23 protein-coding genes are annotated in these 26,578 nt (G+C 67.8%); 11 read left to right on the top strand and 12 right to left on the bottom strand.

Annotated elements, in window-relative coordinates; genetic code table 11:
• Positions 1-12: 12 nt before the first annotated feature.
• From AC5O77_RS08230 to AC5O77_RS08240, 3 genes are read left to right on the top strand one after another with little or no spacing between them, the layout of a single operon-like run.
• Complete coding sequence (locus AC5O77_RS08230) at positions 13-456, top strand: VOC family protein (RefSeq protein ID WP_478057879.1); 444 nt, start codon at positions 13-15, stop codon at positions 454-456.
• Complete coding sequence (locus AC5O77_RS08235; protein WP_478057878.1) at positions 456-1,283, top strand: DUF72 domain-containing protein; 828 nt, start codon at positions 456-458, stop codon at positions 1,281-1,283. The genes AC5O77_RS08230 and AC5O77_RS08235 overlap by 1 nt, the downstream gene beginning before the upstream one ends.
• Before the next feature lie 34 nt (positions 1,284-1,317).
• Complete coding sequence (locus AC5O77_RS08240; protein WP_478057877.1) at positions 1,318-2,265, top strand: DMT family transporter; 948 nt, start codon at positions 1,318-1,320, stop codon at positions 2,263-2,265.
• 30 nt (positions 2,266-2,295) lie between these two features.
• Here AC5O77_RS08240 and AC5O77_RS08245 read toward each other — a convergent pair whose 3' ends face one another.
• The 6 genes from AC5O77_RS08245 to AC5O77_RS08270 all read right to left on the bottom strand — a co-directional run bounded on the left by AC5O77_RS08245 (position 2,296) and on the right by AC5O77_RS08270 (position 11,963).
• Entirely contained in the window at positions 2,296-3,456 is a 1,161-nt protein-coding gene (locus AC5O77_RS08245) for an AAA family ATPase (protein ID WP_134951490.1), read from the bottom strand.
• A gap of 163 nt (positions 3,457-3,619) precedes the next feature.
• Complete coding sequence (locus AC5O77_RS08250; protein ID WP_478057876.1) at positions 3,620-4,690, bottom strand: sensor domain-containing diguanylate cyclase; 1,071 nt, start codon at positions 4,688-4,690, stop codon at positions 3,620-3,622.
• A 144-nt stretch (positions 4,691-4,834) separates the two neighbouring features.
• Positions 4,835-5,557, bottom strand: a complete 723-nt coding sequence (locus tag AC5O77_RS08255) for a pseudouridine synthase (RefSeq protein ID WP_049424580.1) — start codon at positions 5,555-5,557, stop codon at positions 4,835-4,837.
• 34 nt (positions 5,558-5,591) lie between these two features.
• Positions 5,592-7,256: a sensor domain-containing diguanylate cyclase gene (locus tag AC5O77_RS08260; RefSeq protein WP_478057874.1), complete on the bottom strand. Its 1,665-nt coding sequence runs from the start codon at positions 7,254-7,256 to the stop codon at positions 5,592-5,594.
• Between the two features lie 109 nt (positions 7,257-7,365).
• Positions 7,366-9,789 carry a putative bifunctional diguanylate cyclase/phosphodiesterase gene (locus AC5O77_RS08265; RefSeq protein ID WP_049424576.1) on the bottom strand — a complete coding sequence of 808 codons (2,424 nt, stop codon included), beginning with the start codon at positions 9,787-9,789 and terminating at the stop codon, positions 7,366-7,368.
• 227 nt (positions 9,790-10,016) lie between these two features.
• Positions 10,017-11,963: a DEAD/DEAH box helicase gene (locus AC5O77_RS08270; protein WP_478057873.1), complete on the bottom strand. Its 1,947-nt coding sequence runs from the start codon at positions 11,961-11,963 to the stop codon at positions 10,017-10,019.
• Positions 11,964-12,230: 267 nt separating this feature from the next.
• On the opposite strand from AC5O77_RS08270, the gene AC5O77_RS08275 reads away from it, so the two are divergent.
• Positions 12,231-12,452 (top strand): RNA-binding S4 domain-containing protein, encoded by a 222-nt coding sequence (locus AC5O77_RS08275; RefSeq protein WP_010486399.1) that lies wholly within the window; start codon positions 12,231-12,233, stop codon positions 12,450-12,452.
• Positions 12,453-12,477: 25 nt separating this feature from the next.
• On the opposite strand, the gene ubiM is transcribed toward AC5O77_RS08275, so the two are convergent.
• From ubiM to AC5O77_RS08295, 4 genes are all read right to left on the bottom strand, one after another.
• Positions 12,478-13,656: a 5-demethoxyubiquinol-8 5-hydroxylase UbiM gene (gene ubiM, locus AC5O77_RS08280; protein ID WP_478057872.1), complete on the bottom strand. Its 1,179-nt coding sequence runs from the start codon at positions 13,654-13,656 to the stop codon at positions 12,478-12,480.
• An 80-nt stretch (positions 13,657-13,736) separates the two neighbouring features.
• Entirely contained in the window at positions 13,737-14,126 is a 390-nt protein-coding gene (locus AC5O77_RS08285; protein WP_032128357.1) for an MAPEG family protein, read from the bottom strand.
• An 11-nt stretch (positions 14,127-14,137) separates the two neighbouring features.
• The gene (locus tag AC5O77_RS08290; protein ID WP_423162617.1) at positions 14,138-14,692 is read right to left on the bottom strand and encodes a DUF4019 domain-containing protein; all 555 of its coding nucleotides are present in this window, start codon (positions 14,690-14,692) and stop codon (positions 14,138-14,140) included.
• Between the two features lie 58 nt (positions 14,693-14,750).
• Positions 14,751-15,914 (bottom strand): COG3904 family protein, encoded by a 1,164-nt coding sequence (locus tag AC5O77_RS08295; RefSeq protein ID WP_478057871.1) that lies wholly within the window; start codon positions 15,912-15,914, stop codon positions 14,751-14,753.
• A 409-nt stretch (positions 15,915-16,323) separates the two neighbouring features.
• On the opposite strand from AC5O77_RS08295, the gene AC5O77_RS08300 reads away from it, so the two are divergent.
• The 3 genes from AC5O77_RS08300 (at position 16,324) to AC5O77_RS08310 (ending at position 19,779) form a co-directional block, all read left to right on the top strand.
• Positions 16,324-17,802, top strand: coding sequence for an AlkA N-terminal domain-containing protein (locus tag AC5O77_RS08300; protein ID WP_478057870.1), 1,479 nt, complete (start codon positions 16,324-16,326; stop codon positions 17,800-17,802).
• The gene (locus AC5O77_RS08305) at positions 17,799-18,290 is read left to right on the top strand and encodes a methylated-DNA--[protein]-cysteine S-methyltransferase (RefSeq protein ID WP_012510484.1); all 492 of its coding nucleotides are present in this window, start codon (positions 17,799-17,801) and stop codon (positions 18,288-18,290) included. Before AC5O77_RS08300 ends, AC5O77_RS08305 begins: the two co-directional genes overlap by 4 nt.
• A gap of 238 nt (positions 18,291-18,528) precedes the next feature.
• Complete coding sequence (locus tag AC5O77_RS08310; protein ID WP_478057869.1) at positions 18,529-19,779, top strand: alkaline phosphatase family protein; 1,251 nt, start codon at positions 18,529-18,531, stop codon at positions 19,777-19,779.
• Positions 19,780-19,877: 98 nt separating this feature from the next.
• On the opposite strand, the gene AC5O77_RS08315 is transcribed toward AC5O77_RS08310, so the two are convergent.
• Positions 19,878-20,057, bottom strand: coding sequence for a 30S ribosomal protein THX (locus tag AC5O77_RS08315; RefSeq protein WP_004150462.1), 180 nt, complete (start codon positions 20,055-20,057; stop codon positions 19,878-19,880).
• 110 nt (positions 20,058-20,167) lie between these two features.
• On the bottom strand, positions 20,168-20,581 hold the full coding sequence (locus AC5O77_RS08320; RefSeq protein ID WP_008264835.1) for a MerC domain-containing protein: 414 nt from the start codon (positions 20,579-20,581) through the stop codon (positions 20,168-20,170).
• A gap of 136 nt (positions 20,582-20,717) precedes the next feature.
• Between AC5O77_RS08320 and AC5O77_RS08325 the strand changes: the two genes are divergently transcribed.
• From AC5O77_RS08325 to AC5O77_RS08340, 4 genes are all read left to right on the top strand, one after another.
• A complete protein-coding gene (locus tag AC5O77_RS08325) occupies positions 20,718-22,922 on the top strand; it encodes a TonB-dependent receptor (protein WP_153856873.1) in 2,205 nt (734 codons plus the stop codon).
• A gap of 229 nt (positions 22,923-23,151) precedes the next feature.
• Positions 23,152-23,718, top strand: coding sequence for a TetR/AcrR family transcriptional regulator (locus AC5O77_RS08330; protein ID WP_010483118.1), 567 nt, complete (start codon positions 23,152-23,154; stop codon positions 23,716-23,718).
• Positions 23,718-25,391, top strand: a complete 1,674-nt coding sequence (locus AC5O77_RS08335; protein WP_164079473.1) for an MFS transporter — start codon at positions 23,718-23,720, stop codon at positions 25,389-25,391. Before AC5O77_RS08330 ends, AC5O77_RS08335 begins: the two co-directional genes overlap by 1 nt.
• A gap of 10 nt (positions 25,392-25,401) precedes the next feature.
• Positions 25,402-26,562, top strand: a complete 1,161-nt coding sequence (locus AC5O77_RS08340) for an HlyD family secretion protein (protein ID WP_121503868.1) — start codon at positions 25,402-25,404, stop codon at positions 26,560-26,562.
• Positions 26,563-26,578: the final 16 nt, after the last annotated feature.

Consider the following 26,578-nt stretch of genomic DNA (forward strand, 5'->3'; position numbering starts at 1 on the left):
AGGAGGGGTGTCATGGGCGAGAACGGACAACCGAGCAACGGGTCGACCATCATTCCGTGCCTGCGCTACCGCGACGCGCAGGCCGCCATCGACTGGCTGCAACGCGCCTTCGGTTTTCACGTCCAGGCGGTGTATGCCGACGGCGATACGGTGTTCCATGCGCAGCTGACATACGGCAACGGCATGATCATGCTCGGCTCGAGCAGCAGTAGCGGCGAATGGTCCAAGCTGGCGGTGATGCCGGACGAGGTCGGCGGCCGCCAGACGCAGAGCGCCTGCGTGATCGTCACCGATGCCAATGCGCACTATGCGCGAGCCAAGGCTGCCGGTGCCCGCATCGTCATCGACATTGCCGACCAGGACTACGGTGGCCGTGGCTACGCCTGTGCCGACCCGGAAGGTTACCTGTGGTGGTTCGGCAGCTACGATCCGTGGCGCGCGGACCACGGCCAGTGATGGCCGCAACGACGCAGGCCGCGATCCGCTGCGGTATCGGTGGCTGGGTGTTTCCCGAATGGCGCGGTGGCATGTTCTATCCGCCTGGCCTGCCGCAACGCGAGGAACTGGCCCATGCCAGCCGCGCCCTGCGCTGCATCGAGATCAACGGCACCTTTTACCGCACACCCACTGCCGCCCAGTGCGCGCAATGGGCGGCGCAGACGCCGGACGGCTTCCGTTTTTCGATGAAGGCGCCACGCTACCTGGTGCAGCGCCGCGACCTGTCCAGCACTGTGGAGGCTGCAGCGCCGTTCCTGCAGGCGGCGCTCGCGCTGGGTGACCGGCTGGGCCCCTTGCTGTGGCAGTTCGACCCACGCCATCCGGCCGATGCCGAAGCGCTGGACGCACTGATGGCACAGCTGCCGAAGCAGTTGGACGGCGTGCCGCTGCAGCATGCGCTGGAGGTCCGCAACGCCGAGGCACATGGCCCGGCACTGGTCGCCGCCGCGCGCCGCCATGGCGTGGCGCTGGTGATCGAGGACAGCGACGAGGCGCCACTACACGGCGATGTCAGTGCCGGCTTCGTCTACGCCAGGATCAAGCGCAGCCAGGCCCGCTTGAACGAGGGTCTGCCGGCACCCGTGCAGCAGCGCTGGGCCGAACGCGCGCTCCACTGGTCACGCGGCGAGCCGGTGGACGACCTGCCCTGCCAGGCCGCGCCGGCACCGTCAGAACCGCGCGAGGTCTACCTGCTGTGCATTGGTGCGGGCAAGGCACGCAACCCGGCGGCGGCGATGGCCCTGCAGCGGCGGGTAGATGGGGCCAGCAATTCCTCACGCGGATAGCGCTGCGGTCATCGCCTTGCCTCACAATAGGCGGATGAGCACACCCGACACCCGCAAAGCGCTGTGGCAGATCCACTTCTGTGTCCTGCTGTGGGGCGTCACCGCCATCCTCGGCAAGTTGATCACCCTGCCCGCACTGCCGCTGGTGTGGTGGCGCATGCTGCTGGTGACGGCGATGCTGGCGCTGCTGCCGCGGGTCTGGCGCGGATTGCGCCCCCTGCCACTGCGCCTGGTGGCGGGCTACGCCGGCATCGGCGCGCTGGTCGCCCTGCACTGGCTGACGTTCTACGGCGCGGTGAAGCTGGCCAACGCCTCGGTGGCCGCCACCTGCATCGCGCTGGCGCCGGTATTCACCTCGATCATCGAACCGTGGGTAGCCAAGCGACCGTTCCAGCTGCGTGAACTCGCCTTCGGCCTGGCGGTGCTGCCGGGTGTTGCACTGGTGGTCGGTGGCGTGCCCGATGGCATGCGCCTGGGTGTGTTGATCGGCGCGATATCGGCGCTGCTGGTGGCGGTGTTCGGCTCGCTCAACAAGCGCATGGTCAGCCACGCCGATCCGCTTACGGTCACGGCACTGGAGCTGGGCGCCGGCACCCTCACCCTGACCCTGCTGGCACCGCTGATGCCCTACCTGCTGCCGGCGCTGGCCAGCCCACTATGGGTGGTTCCGGACCTGCACGACGGCATCCTGCTACTGGTACTGGCCGGGTTCTGCACGCTGCTGCCGTTCGCCCTGGCCCTGGTCGCGCTACGCCACCTGAGCGCCTACACGGTGCAGCTGGTGACCAACCTGGAACCGGTCTACGCGGTGGTGCTGGCGGTGGTGCTGCTGCGCGAGCAGCACGAGGTCACGCCGTGGTTCTACCTGGGCGTGGCGATCATCGTCGGCGCGGTGTTCCTGCATCCGTTGTTGAACCGCCGCAAGCCGGTGCAGCATCCGGAAATTCTTGGCACGGCCGAGGCGCGCAACATCGCCGATTGAGTGCCTCCGCACAGGGTGCGAATCGCCTTGTCAGCGCTGCGGCCAGTGCCATGCCGGGGCATCCAGCAGGCCCTGCCCGCTCAACAGCGTGCGGCCCTGTTCCTTGTGCAGATGCAGCGAATGACAGCCGGGCGCCTGCTCCAGTGCTGCGATCAGTCGGCTGGCGTGTGAGACCACCCACACCTGGCTGCGCGCACTGGCCGCGATGATCAGCCGCGCCAGCGCCGGCAGCAGGTCCGGATGCAGGCTGGTCTCCGGTTCGTTGAGCACCAGCAGCGGCGGCGGGCGCGGCGTGTGCAGTGCCGCGGCCAGCAGCAGGAAGCGCAGCGTGCCGTCGGACAGCTCGGCCATCGACAACGGCCGCAGCAGCCCCGGCTGGTGGAAGCGCAGGGCGAGTCGACCGTCCAGTTCCTCGAACCCCACCGTGGCGCCCGGGAACGCATCCTCCACGCTGCGCGCCAGTGCGCCCGGATCACCGATCTCGAGGATGGTCACCCAGGCCGCCGCCAGATCGCGACCGTCGTGATGCAGCACCGGCGTGCGCGTGGCCATCGCCGGTTGCCGTGCCGGGGCATCGGCGTCGCTGCGGAAATGGTCGTAGAAGCGCCAGCGACGGATGTACTCGCGCAGGGCGATGGTTTCCGGCATGCGCTGCGGATCGCCAACCTGGGTGAACAGACTGTCGAACAGCGACAACCGGTCATCGACCAGATCCCAACCGCGCGCATGGCGTTGCCGCACCATTGCCCCACGTCGGTCGACCAGCAGGTTGGCGCTGCGCAGGAACGGCCCGGCCCAGATCGCCTCGGCCTTGATCTGCGGGTCCAGTGCGAAGGCCGAACGGCTGGGCGGTGGGTAGCCCAGGTCAATGGCATAGCCGAACTCGTCGGTGGTGAAGCCCAGCTTCAATCCCACCGATTCCTGACGTGGGCCGCCCTGCAAGGGGATTTCGCCGGCAGCAACCCGACGGTCCATTTTTTCCGGCCCCGCCCACAGCGCCGAACCGAGCCCACCTTCGCGGGCCAGAACCGCCGCGACGCCGCCCTGCGCGGTCTCCGCCAGCAGGCGCAGCGCGCGGTACAGGCTGGACTTGCCACTGCCATTGTCGCCGGTCACCACATTCAACTGCTGCAGCGGCAGTATCAGCCCGTGCAGCGAGCGATAGTGGGCGATGGCCAGGGTCTGCAGCATGGATGTGTCCGTGGGAACAGGGACGTCATGCTGGCCGGTTCTGATCGCAGGAGCTGCGACGCGACGCGAATCGGGAAGAGCATCCACGCATGGCGTGGATCTACTGGAACGGCATCGAATCATCCACACGTCGCATGCGTTCAGCGCGCGAGTCGCCGGTGTCTCAGCCCGCCCGTTCCACCCGGTTGCGACCATTGCCCTTGGCCCGGTACAGCGCCTTGTCGGCGCGCGCCAGCATGTCATCCAAGCTTTCACCTGGCTGGTGCTGGGCAACACCGATGCTGATCGTGACCGGGAATCCAAGCGGCAGGTCAGCCACGGCCAGGCGCAGGAACTCGCATTGCAGTTCGGCCGTGTGCAGGTCGGTGCCCGGCATTACCGCCACGAACTCCTCGCCGCCGTAGCGCGCCGCCATGCCGCGGCCGGCGAAGTGCGAGCGCAGCAGCACGCCCAGCTCGGCCAGCACCCGATCGCCTGTAGCGTGGCCTTGGAAATCATTGATGTGCTTGAAATGATCGATGTCGAGCAACGCAACGCAGGCGACGCCCGGTTGCCCATCGATCTCCACCACCGCCTCTTCCAGTGCCGCCGCCATTGCGCGGCGGTTGGGCAGGCCGGTCAGCGCATCGGTGCGGCTCTGCTCGGCCAGGTCGGCATTCTGCGCCAGCAGCACGTCCTGGTACTCCGCCAACAGGCGCTCGTAGTCATCGCGCTCCAGCATGTGCTTCTGGATGTCGAGCGCGAAACGGCGCAGCTCCATCACCAGCATCACCTGCCGTGACAGCGCGGCCAGTGCCTCGGCCTTGTCGCTGGGCAGGTGCTGCGGATGTGCATCGAACACGCACAGCGTGCCCAGAGGCAGGCCATCGGAACTGATCAGTGGCGCACCGGCGTAGAAGCGGATGTGCGGGTCGCCGGTCACTACCGGATTATCGTGGAAGCGGATGTCCTGCAACGCGTCCTCGACCACCATGATTTCCTGCGGCTGCAGGATGGCGTGGCCACACATCGATTCGCTGCGCAGGTTTTCCGCCGCGTCGATGCCCTGGATCGACTTGAACCACTGCCGTTCGACGTCGATCAGGGTCACCGCCGCCATCGAGGTACCGCAGACCGCCTTGGCGATCGCGACCAGGTCGTCGAAGGATTTCTCACGCTGCGAATCCAGGATCCGGTAGCGGTACAGCGCCTCGAGCCGAAGGGCTTCGTTGGCAGGCTTGTCGGGCTTGATCATGCAGCGTCACGTTCCGGCAGGTCACTGCGGAGTCTAGCTGATGCCGGTGCGCAATCCGCACAACGGGGAGTGCCGGCCGCTGGCCGGCATCCCGCGCTCATTCGATGCCTGGTGCAGCCGGCCAGCGGCCGGCACTACCGCGCGTTACCAGTCCAGCTGCTTCGGCAGCAGGCCCTGCAGCTCCTGCTCGGTCAGGTTGCGCCACTGGCCCGGCTTCAGCGCACCGATCTTGATGTTGTCGATGCGCACGCGGCGCAACTGGGTCACGCGATAGCCGAATTCGGCGGCCATCAGGCGGATCTGCCGGTTCAGTCCCTGCTGCAGGGTGATGCGGAATCCGAACTTGGCGATGCGCGAGGTCTTGCACGGCAGCGTCATCTGGTCGTGGATGCGCACGCCGCGCGCCATGCCACGCAGGAACTCGTCGGTGACCGGCTTGTTCACCGCCACCAGGTACTCCTTCTGGTGGCCGTTCTCGGCACGCAGGATCTGGTTGACGATGTCGCCGTTGCTGGTCATCAGGATCAGGCCTTCGGACTCCTTGTCCAGGCGCCCGATCGGGAAGATGCGCTGTTCGTGGCCGACGAAGTCGACGATGTTGCCCTTGACCGAGGTTTCGGTGGTGCAGGTGACGCCCACCGGCTTGTTCAGCGCGATGTAGACGTGGCGGCGGGCGCCGGGCTTGCGTGCCACGCGCGCGCGCAGCGGCTGGCCGTCGACCAGCACCTGGTCTTCCTCGCCCACCACCGCACCGGTGCCGGCCGCGTGGCCGTTGACGGTGACGCGGCGGGCGGCGATCAGGCGATCGGCCTCGCGGCGGGAGCAGAAGCCGGTGTCGGCGATATGTTTGTTGAGTCGGGTGGTCATCGGTCCATTATCCGGCATCGCCGCCCGCTGCGCTTCATGCCGGGGCCGGCGGATCGAGCTCTTCGCCGTCGAACACCCGGTTGCGACCCGCCCGCTTGGCCACGTACATGGCATGGTCGGCCCGCCGCAGCAGCCCGGCCAGGTCATCCTCACCCGGCCGCCACTGCGCCAGTCCGATGCTGGCGGTCACTTCCAGGCCCGGCACCTGCAGGGCCTGGCCGGCTTCGGTGATGCGCTGGCGCAGGCGGTCCAGGCGCGCCGACGCCGCCTCGCGCGGCATGCCCGGCATCAGCAGCAGGAACTCCTCGCCGCCCATCCGCACCACTTCGTCCTGGCTGCGGACTGCCGTGCGCAGGGCACGCGCTACCGCCACCAGCACCTGGTCGCCCACCGCGTGGCCATGGCGGTCGTTGATGTCCTTGAACAGGTCGATGTCGAGGAAGCCGATCACCAGCGGGCCGCGCTCACGGTCGACCTGTGCCAGGTGACGGGCCAGCTGCTGCAGGCCGGCCCGGCGGTTGGGCAGCCCGGTCAGGCCATCGGTTTCGGCCAGCTGGCGCAGTTCATCGCGCTGCTGGCGCAGCCGGCCCAACCGCTGGTTCATGGCATAGGCGGCCATCATCAGCAGCCAGGTCACCGACAGCTGCAGTGCTTCCACCCGGTACTCCAGCAGCCACCCCGCACTGCTGGCATCGGCTGCGATCATCACCAGCAGTGGCACCAGCGCCGCCAGGCCCGCCAACGCCCAGCAGTCACCGCGCAACCAGGCACGCATGCCAGCGGCCAGTGACAGCAGGCAACCGAGGATGAAGCTCAGCTGCAGGACCTCCGCGACCAGCGCCAGGGATTCCCAGCGCAGCCACGGCACCAGCACGGCCAGTCCCATCAGGCCCCACAGCACAGCCTGCTGTGCCGGCCGCGAGCACGGCAGCAAGCGGTCCCCGCCGTTGAGGCGCCACAGAGCGGGCAGTACCAGCGCCTGGGTCGCGGCGGTCAGCGCCAGCAGCCACCATGCGCCGCGCTCGCCCACCGGCAGCCACGGTTCGGGATAGCCGCTCAAGCCGCCAAGAACCGCCTGCCACACCACCACCACGATCGTCGCGCCGATGTAGACCAGGAAGCTGCGGTCACGGGTGGTCAGGTAGGCCATCAATGCCGACAGCGCCAGCGCGATCGCCACCGCGATGCAGGCCGCGCGCACCAGCAGGCGGGCGGTATCGTTCTGCTGGACCGGACTGGGCGCCCCCAGCCGCAAGGTCGGCACCCAGCGCGCTTTCAGCGGCGCCTGCCACGACACCAGGAACGGCTCATGGCTGCCTGCCGCTGGCACCGCCACCAGGCCGATGCCGGCGCGGAAGCGCGAATCACGGGTGCGCGCATCGTGCATGTTGCCGCAGATCTCGCGGTCACCATGCTGTACGCGGACTTCGCCAGCGAACACGTTGAACACATCCAGCGCCTGGGGTTGCCCCGACCAGCCCCCGGGCGGCGCCGGTACCTCTACCTGCTCGCGCGGCCCGGCCAGCATCGCGGGCGTACAGCCACGATGGGGTGTCGGTTCGTCCGTCGGTGCGCCAACCAGCAGGAAATCCCGGCCCGCCTCGGCCAGGCGCGCGTGCACCAGACCGGGAAGCAACACTCCCATCAGCAGGACGACCAGCAGCGCCCCTGTTTCGTACCGCCACTGCCTGACGCCCACGCCACATCCTGTTCCTGCTTACGTCCGCGCCCACTGCGCGTCGCCCCTGGCGCGCATTATCGCAGCCGGGCACGCCGCGCATGTGTAGACCAAAGTCGCCGTGCGCCGTTCAGCCAGCGGCCGGAGGCCCCTTCACCGCCACCAGGCGGACCGGCCTCAGGTCACTCAGGGTCATCCGTTCCAGCGGCTGCGGCCGCTCGATCGCGTAGCCCTGCAGGCCCTGCACGCCGAGCCGGGTCAGTGCGCCAGCCACCTCGGCGGTTTCCACCCATTCGGCCACCACCTCCATCTGCAGTTCCCGCCCGAGCTCGCTGATCGCCCGCACCGTGGCGTGGCTGACCGGGTCGGTGTCCATGTCACGCACGAAGGTGCCGTCGATCTTCAGGATGTCCGCAGGCAGCTGGCGCAGATAGCCGAACGAGGACAGGCCGGAGCCGAAGTCATCCAGTGCCATCCGGCAACCACGCGCTTTGACCGCATCGATGAAAGCGCGTGCCTGGCTGAGGTTGCTGATCGCCGCGGTCTCGGTGATCTCGAAACACAGTTTCGAGGCCAGCGCGCGGTTGCGCTCGAGCAGGTCGCAGACGAAGGCGAGGAATCCCGGCTCGGCGATCGACTGCGCCGAAACGTTGACGTTGCACAGGCCCAGCTGGCGCACATGCGCCGGGCAGACCTGCAGGTGGCGGAACAGCAGCCCGAGCACGTGCCGGTCCAGCGCCACCGCCATGCCATAGCGCTCCACCGCCGGCATGAACTGACCGGGCAGGTGCAGGCTGCCATCGGTACCGCGCATGCGCACCAGCACTTCGTAGTGCAGGTAGGACGGATCTCCCACGCGGGCGATGCGCTGCGCGTACAGCAGCATGCGATTCTCCGCCATGGCCAGGCTGACACCCTGCAGACGCTCGGCCTCCTGCCGCCGCTCCTCCAGCGCCATGCGGTTCTCGTTGAAGCAGTGCACGCGGTTGCGACCGGCCTGCTTGGCGGCATAGCAGGCGCTGTCGGCGGCGCTCATCAACCAGTTCGCGTCCGGCGCCTCGGCACTGACCTCGACCACGCCGATGCTGCAGCTCAACTGCGGGCTGCCCTCGCTGATCGGGAACGTGGCCTGGCCCAGGTTGCGGATCACCCGCTGCAGTACCCGCTTGGCTTCATCCTGGCCGGCGTGGGCGAGAAACACCGCGAACTCATCGGCCCCCAGGCGGCCGACCCAATCGCCATCACGCACCGCCGCCACCAGATAGTCGGCGAAACCGCGCAGCATCTGGTCGCCGGCGGCATGACCGAAGCTGTCGTTGACCAGCTTGAAGTGGTCCAGGTTGATGTAGCACAGCGCATGCGTACCACCGTCGGTCCGGACCTGCAGCAGCGCGCGTTCCAGCAGGCGTTCGATCTCGCGGCGGTTGATCAGGCCGGTCAGCGGATCGTGGCTGGCGTGATGCTCGATCTCGCGCGCCAGTGCATGGTTCTGGCTGACATCCTCGATGATCGCGAACACCGACAATCCTCCGCCCGAGCTGCGAACCGCGGTACCGCTCCAGCGTCCCCAGACGAGGCTGCCATCGCGCCGGCGGAAACGCAGCTCGCTCGGCCGCAGCTGCCGGTCCCAGTCGATGCGGCCGACACCATCGAGGACCAGTTCCCCCTCCATCAGCAGGTCACCCAGCAGCATCTGCAGCAGCACATCACGCCGATAGTCGAGGATATCCGCCATCGCCTGGTTGGCCTCGACCACGCGGCCATCGGTGTCGAGCTTCAGCATGCCGACATTGGCCTGGTAGAACGCCGCGCGGAAGCGGCTCTCGTGCTCGGTCAGATCCTTGCCGACACGACGCGCCAGCGCCACTGCCATCAGGCTGATCACCAGCACCGACAGGCCGCCAACCATCAGCGTGGCGATCCGGACCATGGTGGCCATCCTCAGCAGCGCCTGCGAGAACGCCTGGGCCTGCACCTGCAGGCGGCGGTCGAGATCCCGCAGCTGCTGCAGGTAGCGATTGCGGTCGGCCACGGGCAGTTCACCTGCCGCATGCCTCCGTTGCAGCTCGGCGACCAGGGCCTGCACAGCCTCCAGATCACCATCGGTCTGCCGCCACAGTGCAGTGGCTTCGCGGAATGCTCCCAGGTCACGGGCGTAGCGGAACGAGAACACCAGGCGTGGAATATCGGCGCGCGCGTTGCCGCCCTGCAGGAAACCCTGCCGGGCCTTCTCCTCGTCCGGTACCGCCTGTTCCAGCGCCAGCCGGGCCTGCAGATCCCCCAACGGAATCCGCAGGGCCTGGCGCGCGTCATCCAGGTCCTGCGCATCGCCACGCGCCAGGTAGCGGCTCAGCGCAGCGGTCGCATCCTGCTGCCCTCGCGACCAGTAGCCCTGGCCGGCAATCCAGGCCGTCGAGGCCGCCTGCAGTTCCTGGATCAACGCGGACAGCGCGACCAACCCGATCGCCATGCCCGTCAACAACGCAAAGCGCAATCCCAGGCCACGGGTCATCGGCACCCGCCGGCTCTGCTGGTCCGTGCCACTTCTACCCATCCCGGATCCCCCCGAATGTGCTGCGGTGACAACCTCCCTTGGAACCGGCCCAGCCTATGACCGGCAATGTGTTTGCCATGCGAAAAGGGGACGGAGGGGATTAAGTCGTTTTCGGCATAAGCGCACTGCCGGGCATAAACGACTTGATCCCCTCCGTCCCCTTTTCCAGGCCCATAACGGACAACGCCAGCCCGGAGGCTGGCGTTGTTCAGGACCACAGGTGCGGCTTAGAAGCTGCGCGGGCCGCGCGGCTTGAAGCCGTCACGACGCGGCGGGCGGCTGTCGCGGTCACCGCCGCGGTCGCCACCGTGGCCACCCGGACCGCCCGGGCCACCGCGACGCGGGCCACCCGGGCCGCCCGGACCACGCTTGTCGAAGCGCGGCTTGAACGGACGCGGGGCCGGGTTGGTGTCTTCACCCGGGGCCAGCGCACGCATCTGCAGCTGCTGGCCGGACACCCACACCTTCTGCAGGTGCGACAGCACGTCCGGCGGCATCTGTGCCGGCAGGTCCAGCAGCGAGAAGTCGTCGTGGATGTCGATGCGGCCGATGAAGCGGCTTTCCAGGCCAGCTTCGTTGGCAATGGCGCCAACGATGTTGGCCGGCTTCACGCCGTGCTGGTGGCCGACCGAAATGCGGTAGGTCTCCATGCCCTGCTCCGGCGCACCACGCGGCGGAACCTCACGGCGCGGACGCTGCTCGAAGCCACCTTCGGCGTCGTCGCGGCGCGGGCCACGCTCGAAGCGCGGACCACGCTCGTTGCGGTCGAAGCGATCGCCACGTTCCGGACGGTCACCACGGTCGAAGCGTTCGCGCGGTGCGCGCTCTTCACGCGGGGCACGCACCGGCGGCTGCAGCAGGAACGGGGTGTCACCCTGCAGCATCTTGGCCAGCGCGGCAGCCACTTCGATGGCCGGCACGTTCTGCTCGTTCTCGAAACGCTCCAGCAGCTGGCGGTAGAAGTCCAGGCCACCGGCGCCGAGGGTTTCGCTGATGCGCGAGGTGAACTTGTTGATGCGGGTGTCGTTGACCGCTTCCACGCTCGGCAGCTGCATCTCTTCGATCGGCTGGCGGGTGGCGCGCTCGATCTGGCGCAGCATGCCCTTCTCGCGCGGGGTGGCGAACAGGATCGCCTCGCCGCTGCGGCCGGCACGACCGGTACGGCCGATGCGGTGCACGTAGCTTTCGGTGTCGTACGGGATGTCGTAGTTCAGCACGTGGCTGATGCGCTCCACGTCCAGGCCGCGGGCAGCCACGTCGGTGGCGACCAGGATGTCCAGCTTGCCTTCCTTCAGCATGGCGATGGTGCGCTCACGCTGGGCCTGCTGCATGTCACCGTTGATGGCGGCAGCGGCCAGGCCACGGGCCTGCAGCTTGCTGGCCAGTTCCTCGGTGCCGGCCTTGGTGCGCGCGAAGATGATCATCGCGTCGAACGGCTCGACTTCCAGGATGCGGGTCAGCGCGTCCAGCTTGTGCATGCCGCTCACCCACCAGTAACGCTGGCGGATGTTGGCCGAGGTGGTGGTCTTGGCCGCGATGGTCACTTCCACCGGGTCCTGCAGGTAGGTCTGCGCGATGCGGCGGATCTGCGGCGGCATGGTGGCCGAGAACAGGGCCACCTGGCGCTGCTCCGGCAGCTTCTTCAGCACGGCTTCGACGTCGTCGATGAAGCCCATGCGCAGCATTTCATCGGCTTCGTCCAGCACCAGCGTCTTCAGCTCGGACAGGTCCAGGGTGCTGCGGTCCAGGTGGTCGATCACGCGGCCGGGGGTACCGACCACGATGTGCACGCCGCGGCGCAGGGCCGACAGCTGCTGGCCGTACGGCTGGCCGCCGTACACCGGCAGCACGCGGAAGCCCGGGATCTTCGACGAATAGGACTGGAACGCCTCGGCAACCTGGATGGCCAGTTCGCGGGTCGGCGCCAGGATCAGGGCCTGCGGCTTGATCTGCTGCAAATCGATGTTGGACAGTACCGGCAGCGCGAACGCTGCGGTCTTGCCGGTGCCGGTCTGGGCCTGGCCCAGCACGTCGCGGCCTTCCAGCATCGCCGGGATGGTGGCGGCCTGGATCGGCGACGGGGTTTCGTAGCCGATGGCGGTGACCGCCTGCATCACGGGCTCGGACAGGCCGAGCTGCGCGAACTGCAGCTGCGCTTGGGATTCTTGGGACATGGGGAACTCCGAAGACACTGCCGTCTTCCTGGCAGTGCGATAAAAAAGGTGATGGTCCGCGCTTTGGGCGCCCTTCTTATCGCGTGCCCTGGCGCTGCTCGGTTGGAGGAGATTTCACTCGCTCAGAGCGGAATCATACCGCATTGATCCTGAACAAGGCGTACAGCTTGCCGTGCGCGTACCGTCATGCCCCAAGCTGGCGCACAATACGCGCCCTCTTCACCGGCCCGGCCGCTGGCTGCGCCCTTCCCCAGGAACCCCCGCTCCATGCAGATTCTCGAATTCGACCTCGACGGTGACTACGTCGAACTCAAGCAGCTGCTCAAGCTGGCCGACCTGGTCACCAGTGGCGGCGAGGCCAAGATGGTCATCGGTGACGGCCAGGTGCGGGTCGACGGCGAAGTCGAACTGCGCAAGGCCTGCAAAATCCGCGCAGGCCAGGTGGTCGAGTTCGCCGACAGCCAGATCCGGGTGCTGGCCGCCGGCTGATCTGAACGGGCTGATCTGAACCGGTTCAGGCCACGCGCTGGGTCAGGTGCGAGGCGATCAGCTGCCTGAACGGTGCCACGCCCTGTGCCAGACGCAGGCCGGCCGCGCGCAGCAGCCGCGCCGGGCGGCGATCGTCGGTATACAGGCTGGCGATGGCATTGGTGGCCTCGTACAGCGGCCGCGACGCCAGCCGGTGACCCCGCTGGTAGCTGGCCAGCATGCCGGCCGCGGCAATGTCGGCACCACGTCGCTGCTGCGCGACGATGCCCTGTGCGAGCCGCTGTGCGCTGGCCAGTCCCAGGTTGAAGCCATGCGCGGTGACCGGGTGCATGCCAACGGCGGCATCGCCGATCAGCGCCGAACGCTCGCCGACGAAACGGTGCGCGTACACACCCACCAGCGGATACGCCTGCGGCGTGGCGACCGGCTGCATCCGGCCCAGGCGGTGCTCAAAGCAACCGCTGATGGCCTCACCGAAGGCCACCTCATCCATCGCCAGCAGTTCTTCAATCTGCCGCGGTGGCAGCGTGATCACTGCTGATGCCTGGCCTTCGTTGAGCGGCAGCAACGCCATCGTGCGGCCGTAGCCGAACCATTCCCAGGCAGTGTGGTGATGATCACGCTCAACCTGCATGCGGCACACCAGCATCGACTTGCCGAAGTCGCGCATCTGCGCGCCGATGCCGAGCATGCGGCGGGTTGCGGAGAAGCGGCTGTCAGCGGCGACCAGCAGGCGCGCATGAAGTTGGCTGCCGTCATCGAGTTTGACCACGTGGCCCTGCGCATCGGCCTGCACGCCCAGCACCTTGCGCCCGTCGAACAGCTCCAGGCCGTCCTGCCCCTGCACGGCATCCCATGCAGCGCGGCGGATCAGATGGTTGGGCACCAGCCAACCCAGCGGCTGACCGTCCACCTGGCTGCTGGCGAAGGTCAGCGCGAACGGCGAGCCGCCGTTCATCACCTTGGCATCGCGCAGTTCAGCGACTTCGGCATGCGGCAGGCGCTGCCACAGCCCCAGCTGCTCCATGCTCTGCCGCGAGGCATGGGTCAGCGCGATCTCACGGCCATCGAAGGCGGCCTCGGCCAGGGCCTGGCGCGGTTGAACTTCGACCAGCCCGACCTGCAGGCCGCTACCGGCCAGCGCGCGCGCGAAGCACAGACCCGCCGGTCCGGCGCCGACCACCACCACGTCCATCCTGCGCATGCGCGCCTCCTGCCGTTGATTCAGTCCGCGCCAGCATAGCGCCGCGCACCTGACCGGCCTTGATCTGGATCAGGCCGGGATCACAACAACGCGAACACCAGCGCCAGGATCGACAGCAGCGACACTGCCCAGACCAGGCTGCGCACGTAGGGCACGCCCGCGGCATACAGCGGCAGGTAGACCACGCGCGCCCAGAAGTAGGCCTGCGCCGCCAGCGCCGTGGTGTCGTTGCCGCGCCCGGCCACGACCACTGCGATGGCGGCGGCAGCGAAGAACGGGAACGTCTCCAGGAAGTTGGCCTGCGCACGCTGCAGGCGCCCGGCCAGCGGGCTGAGTGGCCTGGCTTCGCCATCACGCGCCGAGGCATTCCACTTCATCCCACGCTCGCGGGTGACCACGGTGGAGGTAGCGAAGATGTAGACAAAGCCCAGCAGCACCGACCAGGCCAGCATCGTCAGTTCAGTTGCCATCGATCATCTCCTCAGGGTGCCGACGCACGCAGGCTGTAACCGGCCAGGCGCCACACCTGGTCCTCGTCGAAACGGAACGAGACGAGCTCGCGTACCGGCTGCGCGCTGTTGGCGAAACGGGTCGGGAAGCTGACGTTGATGTACAGCCCCTCCGGCACCGCGGCACCGGCGCTGTACTTGACCCGGGTGATGGTCGGCTGGCCACGCCCGGCCAGCGCGCCCAGGCGCGTGCGCTCGGCAGTCAACTGGCTGACGAAGGCGGCCTTCGGTACTGCACGGCGCGCGACGGCCGAAGCGCCATCCCACAACTCGCCTGCGCGGTTGGCATCGACCAGCTGCGCCGCCTTCACTGCGGCCGCGCCCATTTCCGCATCCTGCTTCTGCACCTGCGCCTGCTGCGCGGCAGTCAACGCCGGAGCGCCGGCCGTGGCCGGTTTCGCAGCCGCCGGCGATGCCGGTGCGGGGCGCGCGGGTGCCGGTGCAGGCGTGGCCGGCGCGGGTGCCTGCGCCAATGCGGTCAGGGGCAGCAGGGACAGCAGGGACAGCAGCAGGAGCACGCGCTTCATGGACACCGCCGGTTCTCGGGAAAGAACCGCAGTCTACGCCAGCGCGGTGAGCTGTTCGTCAGCGCGCGTGGGCGCTGCCTTCCACCGCTGCGGCATCGGCCTGCGCGGCAGGCGTGCCGATGTCTGCTGGCGCCTGTTCGGCCACCGGCGGCGGCTCCGACGGTGCCGGCGGCAACGTTGCCACATCGATTTCCGACAGCGGGCTTTCTTCCGGGCACACCGCATCCGGGAAACCGAAGCGCTGCTTCAGTGCCTGGCCGCAGCTGTTGATCGATTCCATGTCGGCGCCTTCGCGCTTGCACTGCTGGTCGAAGGCAATCAGGAACGCGTCCTTGCGCTGCACGAAATCATCGCCGCAGGCCCGCATCTGCTTGATCCGCTCCAGATCGTCCTGCACCGCGTTGGTGCCATCCAGGCCGTACTGGCGCAGCTCGTCCGGGCTCAGCAAGCGCAGGCTGCGGTTGGGCACGGTCATCATCAGGTCGGCCACACCCACCGCCACGCCATTGCGCTGCAGGTAATCCTTCACGTTGTCGTAGACCTCGTGCAGCTCGCGGTTGAGCTCGGCGCGCGAGGTGGCCTTGGAACTGATGCGCATCATGCGGTGGATGCCGACCTTGCCCGACAGCAGGCGGTTGTCACCGGCGGCCAGCACGAACACGCACGCGCTGTGGCAGATCGAGCCCTCGCGCACCCAGATGGTCCAGCCCGATTCACCGATGCTGTCACCGGCGACGATCGCCGATTCCACCTGGCCACCGCTGGAGTCCAGATCAAGGATGCGCTTGTGGATCTTCTGTTCATCGGCGACCACGGCAAGTCGCCACATCATTTCGGCGAAGCCCGGATTGATCTTGCCGGCGTAACGCACACGCATCAGGCCACGCTCGGCACACGGCGCCAGGGCCTGGGCAATCTGCTCGCGCTGCAGGCCCTCCAGCTCGACGCCATCGCCCGCCTCACCGGCGTACTCGGTACTGCAGCTGACCCAGGCGCGGCCATTCTCCAACTGCGCCTGCGGCCAAGGCCGATCCGCCCGGCTGCGCGGCGGCGCCGGCGGTGGCGGTGCGTCAGCCGCATTGATCGACACCATGTTCTCGCCATCACTGGCCGGCGCCCGCGCCGCCTTGTCGGCAGCGGTCACATTGCCCGGATTCTCCAACTGACTGCAGCCCGCCAGGGCCAGGCACAACAGGGGCAACCAGCGGAATTTGGCGGACATCGGGCAACCGGGATTCATGGGAGCAAGAACCACAGTCTACCCGTCCAGGCCGCGCATTCAGCGCGTGGCACTGAACCCCTTCTGACCCTTGGGAAAAAAGCGTGCCGACCAAGGTCGCCACCCACCAACAGCATTGCGGAACGCCGTCCCAACAGCTCGCAGGAACCTGTCGAAGGCGGGGTGGGTCCGGTTGCAGGGGCGTGAGCGCCATGGATGGCGCGACCGAGCTTACAGGGACGTACTTGCAGCGCCCCCTGCAACCGGACCCACCCCGCCCACCCGCAGGAAGCCCGCTGTTGCTGTTGCTCTGGCCTCGGCGGGTGCAGGGCGCAGCCCTGCCAGAACCCTCTCCAGCATCCATGTCCGAATCCGGCGAGTATCGCCGCCCGCACGCGCCTAGACTGGCGCCATGGACACCGCCCTTGCCCTCGACACCGCCGCCTGCGACCGCGCCCGCCTGGCCCGCGACGCACGCTTCGACGGCGTGTTCTACACCGCCGTGCGCAGCACCGGCATCTATTGCCGCCCCGTGTGCCCGGCACCGCCACCGAAGCCACGCAACATCACCTACTACCCGACTGCGGCCGCTGCTGCGGCAGCCGGTTACCGCCCGTGCCTGCGCTGCCGCCCCGAGCTGGCACCGCAGGCGCAGCAGGCACTGGCCGGGCAGACCGTGCAGCGCGCACTGGCCCTGATCCATGGTGGCTTCCTGCAGGAACAGCCGGTAGCCGACCTCGCAGAGAAGATCGGACTCAGCGCGCGCCAGCTGCAGCGCCTGTTCGTCGAACATCTGGGCGCAACGCCAGGGCAGATCCACGCCACCCATCGCCTGCTGCTGGCCAAGCAGCTGCTGACCGAGACCACGCTGCCGGTGACCGACGTCGCGCTGGCCGCCGGCTACAACAGCCTGCGCCGTTTCAATACCGCCTTCCTGCAGGGCTGTGGCATGGCACCGACGGCACTGCGTCGCCAGCACCAGCCGCTGGCCGCCGACGATGGCTGCCTGGTACTGCGTTTGGCATACCGGCCACCGCTGGATTTCCCGCGCATGCTGGCCTTCCTGCGCAAGCGCAGCCTGCCCGGCATCGAGCTGATCGGCGAAGACAGCTACCAGCGCGTGCTCGGCACACCCGAGCGCCCCACCCTGCTGCGCGTCACTGCCGACCCCAAGCGCCCGGAACTGCGCCTGCAGCTGGGCGCGGTCGATCCGCGCCTGATCCCGGACATCGTACGCCGCGTGCGTCGCGTGTTCGATCTGGATGCCGACCTGCAGCAGGTCCACGCAGCACTGGATGAGGAACCCTTGCTGGCGCGTGGCATCGCCGAGCGCCCCGGCCTGCGCGTACCCGGCGGCTGGGACGGCTTCGAGGTCGGCGTGCGCGCCGTACTCGGCCAGCAGGTCACCGTTGCCGCAGCCACCACCTTTGCGCGGCGCCTGGTCGATGCCTATGGCGCGCACCTGCCGGGCATGCCGTCGGAATTCGATCGCCAGTTCCCCGCCCCCGAGGTGCTGGCTGGGGCGCCGCTGGAATCGATTGGCCTGCCGCGCAGCCGCGCCGCCACCGTGCGCGCACTGGCCGCCGCCTGCGCCAGCGGCCAGATCGACTTTGCGCCCGGTCAGGCATTGGAGGAATTCGTTGCGCGCTGCGTGGCACTGCCCGGCATCGGCCCCTGGACCGCGCAATACATCGCCTTGCGTGGCCTCGGCCAGCCCGATGCCTTCCCCGCCGGCGACCTGGTGCTGCAGCAGGTCCTCGGCCACGCACAGGGCCAGCGCCTGAGCGAACGCGCGACCGAAGCACGCTCGCAACCCTGGCGGCCGTGGCGCGCCTATGCCGTGCTGCACCTGTGGCACCTGTCCGGCACTTTCGTTGGAGAACCGACATGACCCTGTTGTTCGATCGTTTCGACAGCCCGATCGGCGTGCTGACCATCGCCGGTGACGAGCGTGGCCTGTCCCATGTGCTGTTCCCGGAAAACCGCCACCCGGCACGCGGCCGCGACGACTGGCACTACGCGCCGGATGCGCTGCCGGAAGCACGCGAGCAGCTGCTGCAGTTCCTGCACGGCGAACGCAGCAGCTTTGACCTGGAGCTGGCGCCACGCGGCACGCCGTTCCAGCTGCGCGTGTGGCAGGCGCTGGCGTTGATCCCGTTCGGCCAGACCTGGAGCTACCTGCAGCTGGCGCAGCACCTGGGCCAACCCAGTGCGACCCGCGCCGTCGGCGCCGCCAATGGGCGCAATCCGCTGCCGATCATCCTGCCCTGCCATCGCGTGATCGGCAGCAACGGCGCGCTGACCGGCTTCGGTGGCGGACTGGAAACCAAGGCCGCGCTGCTGCGACTGGAACAACGCCAGGCCCCGCTGTTCGCCTGAGAGGGCTGGCCGGGCTGCGCCCCGCACCCGCCGCAACCTGGCAGGTGTCGACCTTGGTCGACACGGTAGATCCACGCCATGCGTGGATGGAAGCATCAGGAATATGTTTGGGGAAAAACCCCCTTCTTGTTGAAGGGGGCACGCCGGCAGGCGCGGGGATAAGGAAAAATGCGCGGACACTGCGCGCGCTAGCGCGCCGTGTCTTGGGCGCGTCATTGCACCGGCTTATCATGCGCGGATGACTTCCGTACGCCTGACCTGCGCGCTGGCGCTGCTGCTGCCATTGGCCGCCTGCACCACCGCGCCCGCCCCTTCCGCCTCCGCTCCCACCGCTGTCGCTGCGGCTGCGCCGCCGAAGCTGCTGCTGATCTCGATCGACGGCCTGCGCGCCGATGCGCTGGACCGCGGCCTGACCCCGAACCTGCAGCGCCTGATCGACGGCGGCGTGCGTGCACGCTGGATGACCCCGTCCTATCCGTCGCTGACCTTCCCCAACCACTACACCATCGTCACCGGCCTGCGCCCGGACCACCACGGCATCGTCAACAACAGCATGGACGATGAAGCCCTAGGCCGGTTCGAGCTGAGCAACCGTGAGGCGGTCACCACCAGCGGCTGGTGGGGCGGCGAACCGATCTGGGTCGGCGCCGAGAACGCCGGGGTGCGTTCGGCCACCACCTCGTGGCCGGGCAGTGAATCGGAAATCCGTGGTGTGCGCCCAAGCCAATGGCGCGTGTACGACGGCAAGGAACCACTGGAGCAGCGCGCCGGCATCGTGCTGGACTGGCTTGCACAGACCGATGCCGATGCCCCCCGCCTGACCACGCTGTACATGGAGCACGTGGACAAGGCCGGCCACAACTACGGCCCCGAATCGAAGCAGTACGCCGACGCCATCGTGCGCGCCGACCAGATCATCGGCCAGGTACTCGACGGCCTGCAGCAGCGCGGCCTGGCCGCGACCACCAACGTGATCGTGGTCTCCGACCATGGCATGGCCAGCGTCCCGGTCGGCCAGGTGATCTCCACCGAATCAATGGTCGACCCGGCCATCGCGCGCAACGTCAGCCAGGGCCAGTCGGTGGGTTTTGCGCCGTTGGCCGGTCACGAAGCCGCCGCCGAGCGCGCCCTGCTCGGTCGTCACGACCGGTATGAGTGCTGGAAGAAAGAGAATCTGCCGGCGCGCCTGCACTACGGCACCCACCCGCGCATTCCCGCCATTGTCTGCATGATGGATGAAGGCTGGGATGCCCTGCACCAGGAGAAGATCGCCAAGCGAGACCATCAGGATCGTGGCTCGCATGGCTACGACAATGCCCTGCCCTCCATGCGCGCGGTATTCGTGGCCAGCGGCCCGTCGTTCCGCCAGGGTTTGGTGATCGACGGCTTCGACAACGTCGATGTCTATCCGCTGCTGGCGCACCTGCTGCAGGTACCGGCGGCGCCGAACGACGGCAATCCGGAAACGCTGAAGAAAACCCTGCGCTGATCCGGTTGTAGAGCCGAGCCCACGCTCGGCTCGCCGGACAGGCATAAAAAAACGCGGCGCCAGGCGCCGCGTTTTTCGTTGAACCGGTCTGGGCCGGATCAGGCCTTGGCGACGGCCTTCTTCGCCACAGCCTTCTTCGCCGGAGCCTTGGCCACGGTCTTCTTGGCAACCGGAGCGGCGGCGCCTACGGCGACCTTGCTCGCGGTGTGCGAACGGGCGTTGCCGTAGCTGGCGTTGTAGCGCTTGCCCTTGGCGGTCTTGCGGTCACCCTTACCCATGTCTTCAACTCCTCAAATGTGAAATCTGGTTACCCCGTACTGACACGGGTTCGGCGGGGCCGCCTTGCTGGGCGCCCCCGCGCACGATCGAAAATCCTATCACGGAGCGCCTAGTGCGCGCAGCTGGCGTCGTGCACGTGACCGTGGTTGAGGCGCAGGTTGACCAGATGGGCGACCCCCACCAGCAGGCCGCCGATGGTCATCACCACCGCGTGTGGCACCGCATTGTGGTGCAGCGGGTCGTACAGCACGCCGGCCCACAACGCGACCAGGCCGGGAATCAGGAAGCCCAGCGCACGCAGCGCACCGTGCCGGCGGTAGCCCCAGACCAGGCTGAACAATCCGAGCAGGGTGACGAACACCACCAGCGCCTGTTCCACCCCATCGCTCAGCCAGAACGACAGGCCCAGCGACGGCGCCGCGGCCAGCAGCACGGGGATCACCGCGCAGTGCACCGCGCACAGCATCGAACCAGTGGCGCCGAAACGGTCGAGCAGGTGGCGCAGGCGTGAGGACAGGGACATGACTTCCAGCAGGGTCGGCGAATCGTTATGGAATAATATAACATCTGCTCCCGACCCGCACGGTTTCCCTCCCCCTGTCCCGCTGACGGGATACGTGCGCCCAGCGATTGATACACTGTAACAAAGGACCCGCTCCATGCCCGCCCACACCCCGCGGTTGAAGCCGCATTCCCTCGCTCTGGCCCTCGCCGCCCTGCTGCCTTCGGTTGCCTTTGCCGCCGGCGATGACAGCGCTCATCGTGACCGCCACCTGACTGAACTGTCGTCGGTGCAGGTCACCGCGTCGCCACTGCAGGGCGATGCCGAATCGCTGGCGCGCCCGGTGGAGGTACTGGCCGGCGAACGCCTGGACGAGCAGAAGGCCGGCACCCTCGGCGATACCGTGGCAAAGCTGCCGGGCGTGCAGAGCACGTTCTTCGGCCCCGGCGTCGGCCGCCCGATCATCCGCGGCCAGGAAGGCCCGCGCGTGGCCGTGCTGTCCAATGGCATGGGCAACATGGATGCCTCCACCGTCAGCGCCGACCATGCGACCAGCATCGAGCCGTTCCTGGCCGACCAGATCGAAGTACTGAAGGGCCCGGCCACGTTGCTGTTCGGCAGTGGCGCCATCGGTGGCGCGGTCAATGTGGTGGATGGCCGCATCGCCCGCGAGCTGCCGGAGCGCCCGCTCAGCGGCCGCGCCGAGCTGCGCGGCAATTCGGTGAACAACGAGCGCAGCGGCATGTTCCGCCTCGATGGCGTCAGCGGCAATGTCGTGCTGCATGTGGACGGCCTGGTGCGCAATGGCGACGACTACCGCATTCCCGGCTATGCAGTGATCGACAGCCTTGAAGACCATCACGATCACGACCATGACCACGCGGGCGAAGAAGGCGAAGAACCGCGCCGCGGCCGCCTCGACAACAGCTCGATCCGCACCCGCGCCGGCGGCGTCGGCGCGACCTGGCTGGGCGACGGCGGCTACTTCGGCGTATCGGCCAGCACCTATCGCACCAACTACGGCATTCCCAATGGCGCGCACGTGCATGCCGATGGCGATGATCATGGCCATGACCACGGCCACGACCATGGCGATGAAGAGGAAGGCGGCGACGAGCATGACGTGCGCATCGACATGGTGCAGAACCGCTTCGAGACCAAGGCCGGCATCTACAACCCGGTCTCGTTCCTGAAGAACATCAATGCACGCGTGGCCTACACCGACTACGAGCACGTGGAGCTGGAAGCCGGCACGCCGTCCACCCGCTTCACCAACCGTGGCATCGAGGCGCGCCTGGAAGCCGTGCAGCAGCAGATCGGCGGCTGGGACGGCGCCTTCGGCCTGCAGTTCGGCAACAGTGATTTCGGTGCCAAGGGCGAAGAGGCGTTCGTTCCGGATACCGGCACGAAGAACATCGGCCTGTTCGTACTGCAGGAAAAGCAGTTCGGCCCGTTCAAGCTGGAACTGGGCGGCCGCCACGACCAGGTCAAGCTGGACCCGACCGGCGACTATCGCCGCCGCACCTTCGGCGCCACCAACCTGTCTGCGGCCGGCATCTGGAAGCTCAACGATGCCGTTGACCTTCGCATCGGCGTGGACAGCTCCGAGCGTGCACCGACCAACGAAGAGCTGTATGCCGCCGGCGCGCACATCGCCACCCGCTCGCTGGAAATCGGTGACGCCAACCTGAAGACCGAGCGCGGCCAGCGCGTGGAACTGGGCATCCACACCCACAGCGAACGCCTGGACTTCTCGGCGTCGGTCTACCAGACCAAATTCAAGGACTTCATCTACCTGGCCGACACCGGCGTTACCGAGGGTCTGCCGGTCCGCGCCTGGACGCAACAGGATGCGGTGTTCCGCGGTGCCGAAGCCGAAGCGCTGGTGCATCTGTTCGAAGGCGGCGCCGGTGATTGGGACCTGCGCGTGTTCGGCGACTACGTGAAGGCCAAGCTGGATGGCAACGGCAGCCGCAACCTCGACATCGCCGTGCCGCATGGCGACCACAACCACAACTACAGCGTGGAGCTGGCCAACACCGGCTACCTGCCGCGCATCGCCCCGGCCCGCGTCGGCGCCGACCTGCGCTGGTCGAAGGACGGCTGGCGCGCCTCGGTCGGTGCGGTCCGCTACAGCCGCCAGAAGGATGTCGCCCAGAACGAAGCGCCGAGCGACGGCTACACCCTGGTCGACGCGCATCTGGCCTACCGCTGGGATCGCAACGCGAGCAACAGCTACGAGGTGTTCCTGGATGGCAGCAACCTGACCAACCGCGAAGTGCGTCCGCATACCTCGCTGCTGCGTGATTACTCGCCGCTGCCGGGCCGTGGTGTCGCATTCGGCATCCGCGCGTTCTTCTGATCGCGTAGTGGAGTCGGATCCCATTCCAGAGGAATGGGTTCTGACCCCAGCCTCAGCCCACGCATGGCGTGGATCCAATGCAAGCAGATCCGATGGGGGCCTTCTGGCCCCCATCTCTTTGTGCAGCATCCATCACGTATTCGTCACAAAGATGTGCGTACCACAACAAGCGGACAATCCCGTCACTCAAAGTCTCGCCAATCGGACACTTTTGTCCGAAAATAATTCCATGACTGCCCAACGTGCCGATGCTGCTGCCCGCCGTGCCCTCATCCTCGACGCCGCCGATCATGTGTTCGGCCAACACGGTGTCACCGCCCCGCTGGACCTGGTGGTCGAACGCGCCCAGGTGGGCCGCGCCACCCTGTACCGCAACTTCCCCGACCGCACCGCGCTGATCCAGGCACTGCTGCAACGTACGGTCGACCGTATCCGGCGCCAGGTCGAGCAGCTCGGCGACCGCGACGATGCCCTGTTCGAAGTGTTCGAGGGTATGGCCCAGCGCATCATCGATTCGCCGGCACTGGCCGATTACTGGCGTGCAGTCGATTCGGACGTGCCGGCCATGCGCACCGCGCGCGAGACCGTGCGCGATCTGCTGGAAGCACCGATCGCCCGTGCCAAGGCCGCCGGCCTGTGCCGGGCCGACCTGGAGAAGACGGATATTTCACTGATCTCGGGCATGCTGGGCGCAGCCCTGCGCGGCAAGACCCGCGACGAGCGCGCCCACCTGGCCGGGCGTGCCCTGCAGCTGCTGCGCGGGGGTCTCCAGGGAGCAACCAGCGAGGCCCGCTGATGGTCCAGCCGTATCTGAAGCCGGTTCCGGATTGGGAGGAGCACGAGAAGCCGACCATGCCGGGTTCGGCTTCGATGCCCTGGCATCCCCCCTATCGACGCGTGGCCTATGCACTGGTGTCGCTGCTGGTGGCGATCACCGGTGGCCTCGGCAATGCGCTGGTCACCGCCAACCTGCCCTTCCTGCAGGGCCAGCTGGCACTGACCCCGACCCAGGGCAGCTGGCTGGTGGCGGCCTATGCAATGGTCAACGTCACGGCCAACCTGCTGGCCTTCAAGTTCCGCCAGCAGTACGGCATCCGCCTGTTCGCCGAGATCGGGCTGGGCCTGTACGCGGCGCTGGCGGTACTGCACCTGTTCGTCGGCAGCTTCGAGACCACGATGCTGACCCGCGCCGCCAGCGGCTTCGCGGGTGCGGCCTGTTCGACACTGGGCACGCTCTACATGCTGCAGGCGCTGCCACGACGGTTCACCGGCAATCTGCTGGTGGTTGGCGTGGGCCTCTCGCAGCTGGCGGTGCCGATCGCCTGGATCGTCTCGCCGGGCCTGGTCGATACCGGCCAGTGGCACCAGCTCTACTCGTTTGAAGCCGGGCTGGCCCTGTGCGCGTTCGCGGCAGTGGTGGTGCTGAAGCTGCCGCCCGGCATCCAGGTGAAAGCCTTCGAGCCACTGGACTTCCTCACCTTCGCCCTGCTTGCGCCGGCTGTCGCGCTGCTGGTGATCGTACTGGCGCAGGGCTACACCCGCTGGTGGCTCAACACGCCATGGCTGGGCTGGGCGCTGGTCGCCTCGATCGTGCTCTCCACCACTGCCTTCATCATCGAACACTACCGGCGCAATCCGCTGCTGCAGATCCGCTGGCTGTCGAAGCTGCCGGTGCTGCACTTCATCGTCGGCGCGTTCCTGATCCGCTTCCTGACCACCGAGCAGTCCTACGGCGTGGTCAACCTGATGCGCACGCTGGGCATGGGCCCGGACCAGATGCGCCCGCTGTTCGTGGTGATCCTCGCGGGCGTGGTCACCGGCATCGCCGGTGCCTCGCTGACGTTCGGCCCGAAGCGGCTGATCGCGCAGCTGCTGATGGCGATCCTGCTGCTCGGCGCTGCCGCCTTCTTCGATCAGCACCGCACCAGCATGGATCGGCCGCACGACTTCTACGTCAGCCAGTTCCTGGCCTCGGTCGGTGCCGGCATGTTCATGGGCCCGTTGATCATGCTCGGCATTTCCGCCGCGCTGAAACAGGGCGTGGACCACATGATCACCTTCCTGGTGACGCTGTCGATCACACAGACGCTGGGCGGCCTGGCCGGTTCGGCGGTGCTGGGCACCTTCCAGCTGCACCGCGAGCAGCTGTACTCCAGCGCGTTGACCAGCCAGCTCGACCCGGCCGACCCGGTGGTGGCGCAGCGCCTGCGCCTCCAGCAGCAGCTGTACAGCGCACAGATCACCGACCCGGTGCTGCGCAGCGCGCAGGGCAGCGCGCAGCTGGCGCAGACCACGCGCCGCGAAGCCAACGTGCGTGGCTTCAATGATGTGTTCACGCTGAGCGGTTGGCTGGCGATCGGCTTCCTGGGCTGGTTGCTGCTGCTGTCGCTGCGCACCGCCGTGCTCAAGCAATGGCGCAAGCGCCACCCCACTTCCCCCGCTGCGGTCACGCCGGCCGCGCCCCGCTGAGTCCTCCTCCATGCCTCCCGTCCCGCCCCGCCCCGACGACATCGACGCCGACAACGTCACTCCACCGCCGCCGACCGATGCGGCGCCTGCGCCCACGCCCGCGACACCGGCTGCCGCGCCGAAGTACCTCAAGCCCAGCGCGCGCAGCGTGGTGGTGATGGTGGTGGTGGCCTTGCTGGGCATTGCGCTGATCCTGCGCGCCTGGCACCTGTGGCCGTTCACCAGCAGCGTGATGGTGACCGACAACGCCTATGTGCGCGGGCAGATCACAGTGATGGCGCCACAGGTGAACGGCTACGTGACCGAAGTGCTGGTGAAGGACTTCCAGCACGTGAGGGAGGGCGAGCCGCTGCTGCGCATCGACGACCGCATCTACACGCAGCGTGTCGCCCAGGCACAGGCAACACTGGACAGCGCACGCGCGGCACTGGCCAATTCGGACCAGTCGCAGGCGCAGAACCGTGCGCAGATCGCCTCCGCACACGCCACATTGTCGGCCGGCCAGGCGGAGCTGCAACGCTCGCGCAACGAGCTGAAGCGCTACGAGGAACTGGCCGCGCAGCAACTGGTGTCGGTCAACGACCGCGACAAGTTCCGCACCACCCAGGCCTCGGCACAGGCCAGCGTGCAGCAGTCGCAGGCGCAGATCCGCATCGCCGAGGAAACGCTGGTGTCGACCCAGGTGGCGCGCAAGAGCCTGGAGGCCCAGGTGGAAAGCGCGCAGGCGCAGCTGGAGCTGGCACGCATCGATCTGGCCAATACGGTGATCCACGCACCGCGCGACGGCCAGATCAGCGAAGCCAGCGTGCGCGTGGGCCAGTACGTCGCCGCCGGTTCGCAGCTGCTGTTCCTGGTGCCTGACACGCTATGGGTGGTGGCCAACTACAAGGAAGGCCAGACCTGGGGCATGGCGATCGGTCAGCCGGCCACGTTCTCGGTGGACGCGTTCCAGGGCCAGGTGCTGCGCGGCCGCGTGCAGGAGATCGCACCCGCCACAGGTTCGGAGTTCAGCGTGCTGCGCCCGGATAACGCCAGCGGCAACTTCACCAAGGTGGTGCAGCGGCTGCCGGTGCGGATATCGATCAATGAAGGCCAGACGCTGGCCGCACAGCTGCGGCCCGGCATGTCGGTGATCGTGCGGGTAGATACCCGGTCCAAGCCGATGGACTAGGGTGCAGGCTGCTGAC

The sequence above is a fragment of the Stenotrophomonas sp. INTA L402-1 genome (assembly GCF_059295135.1).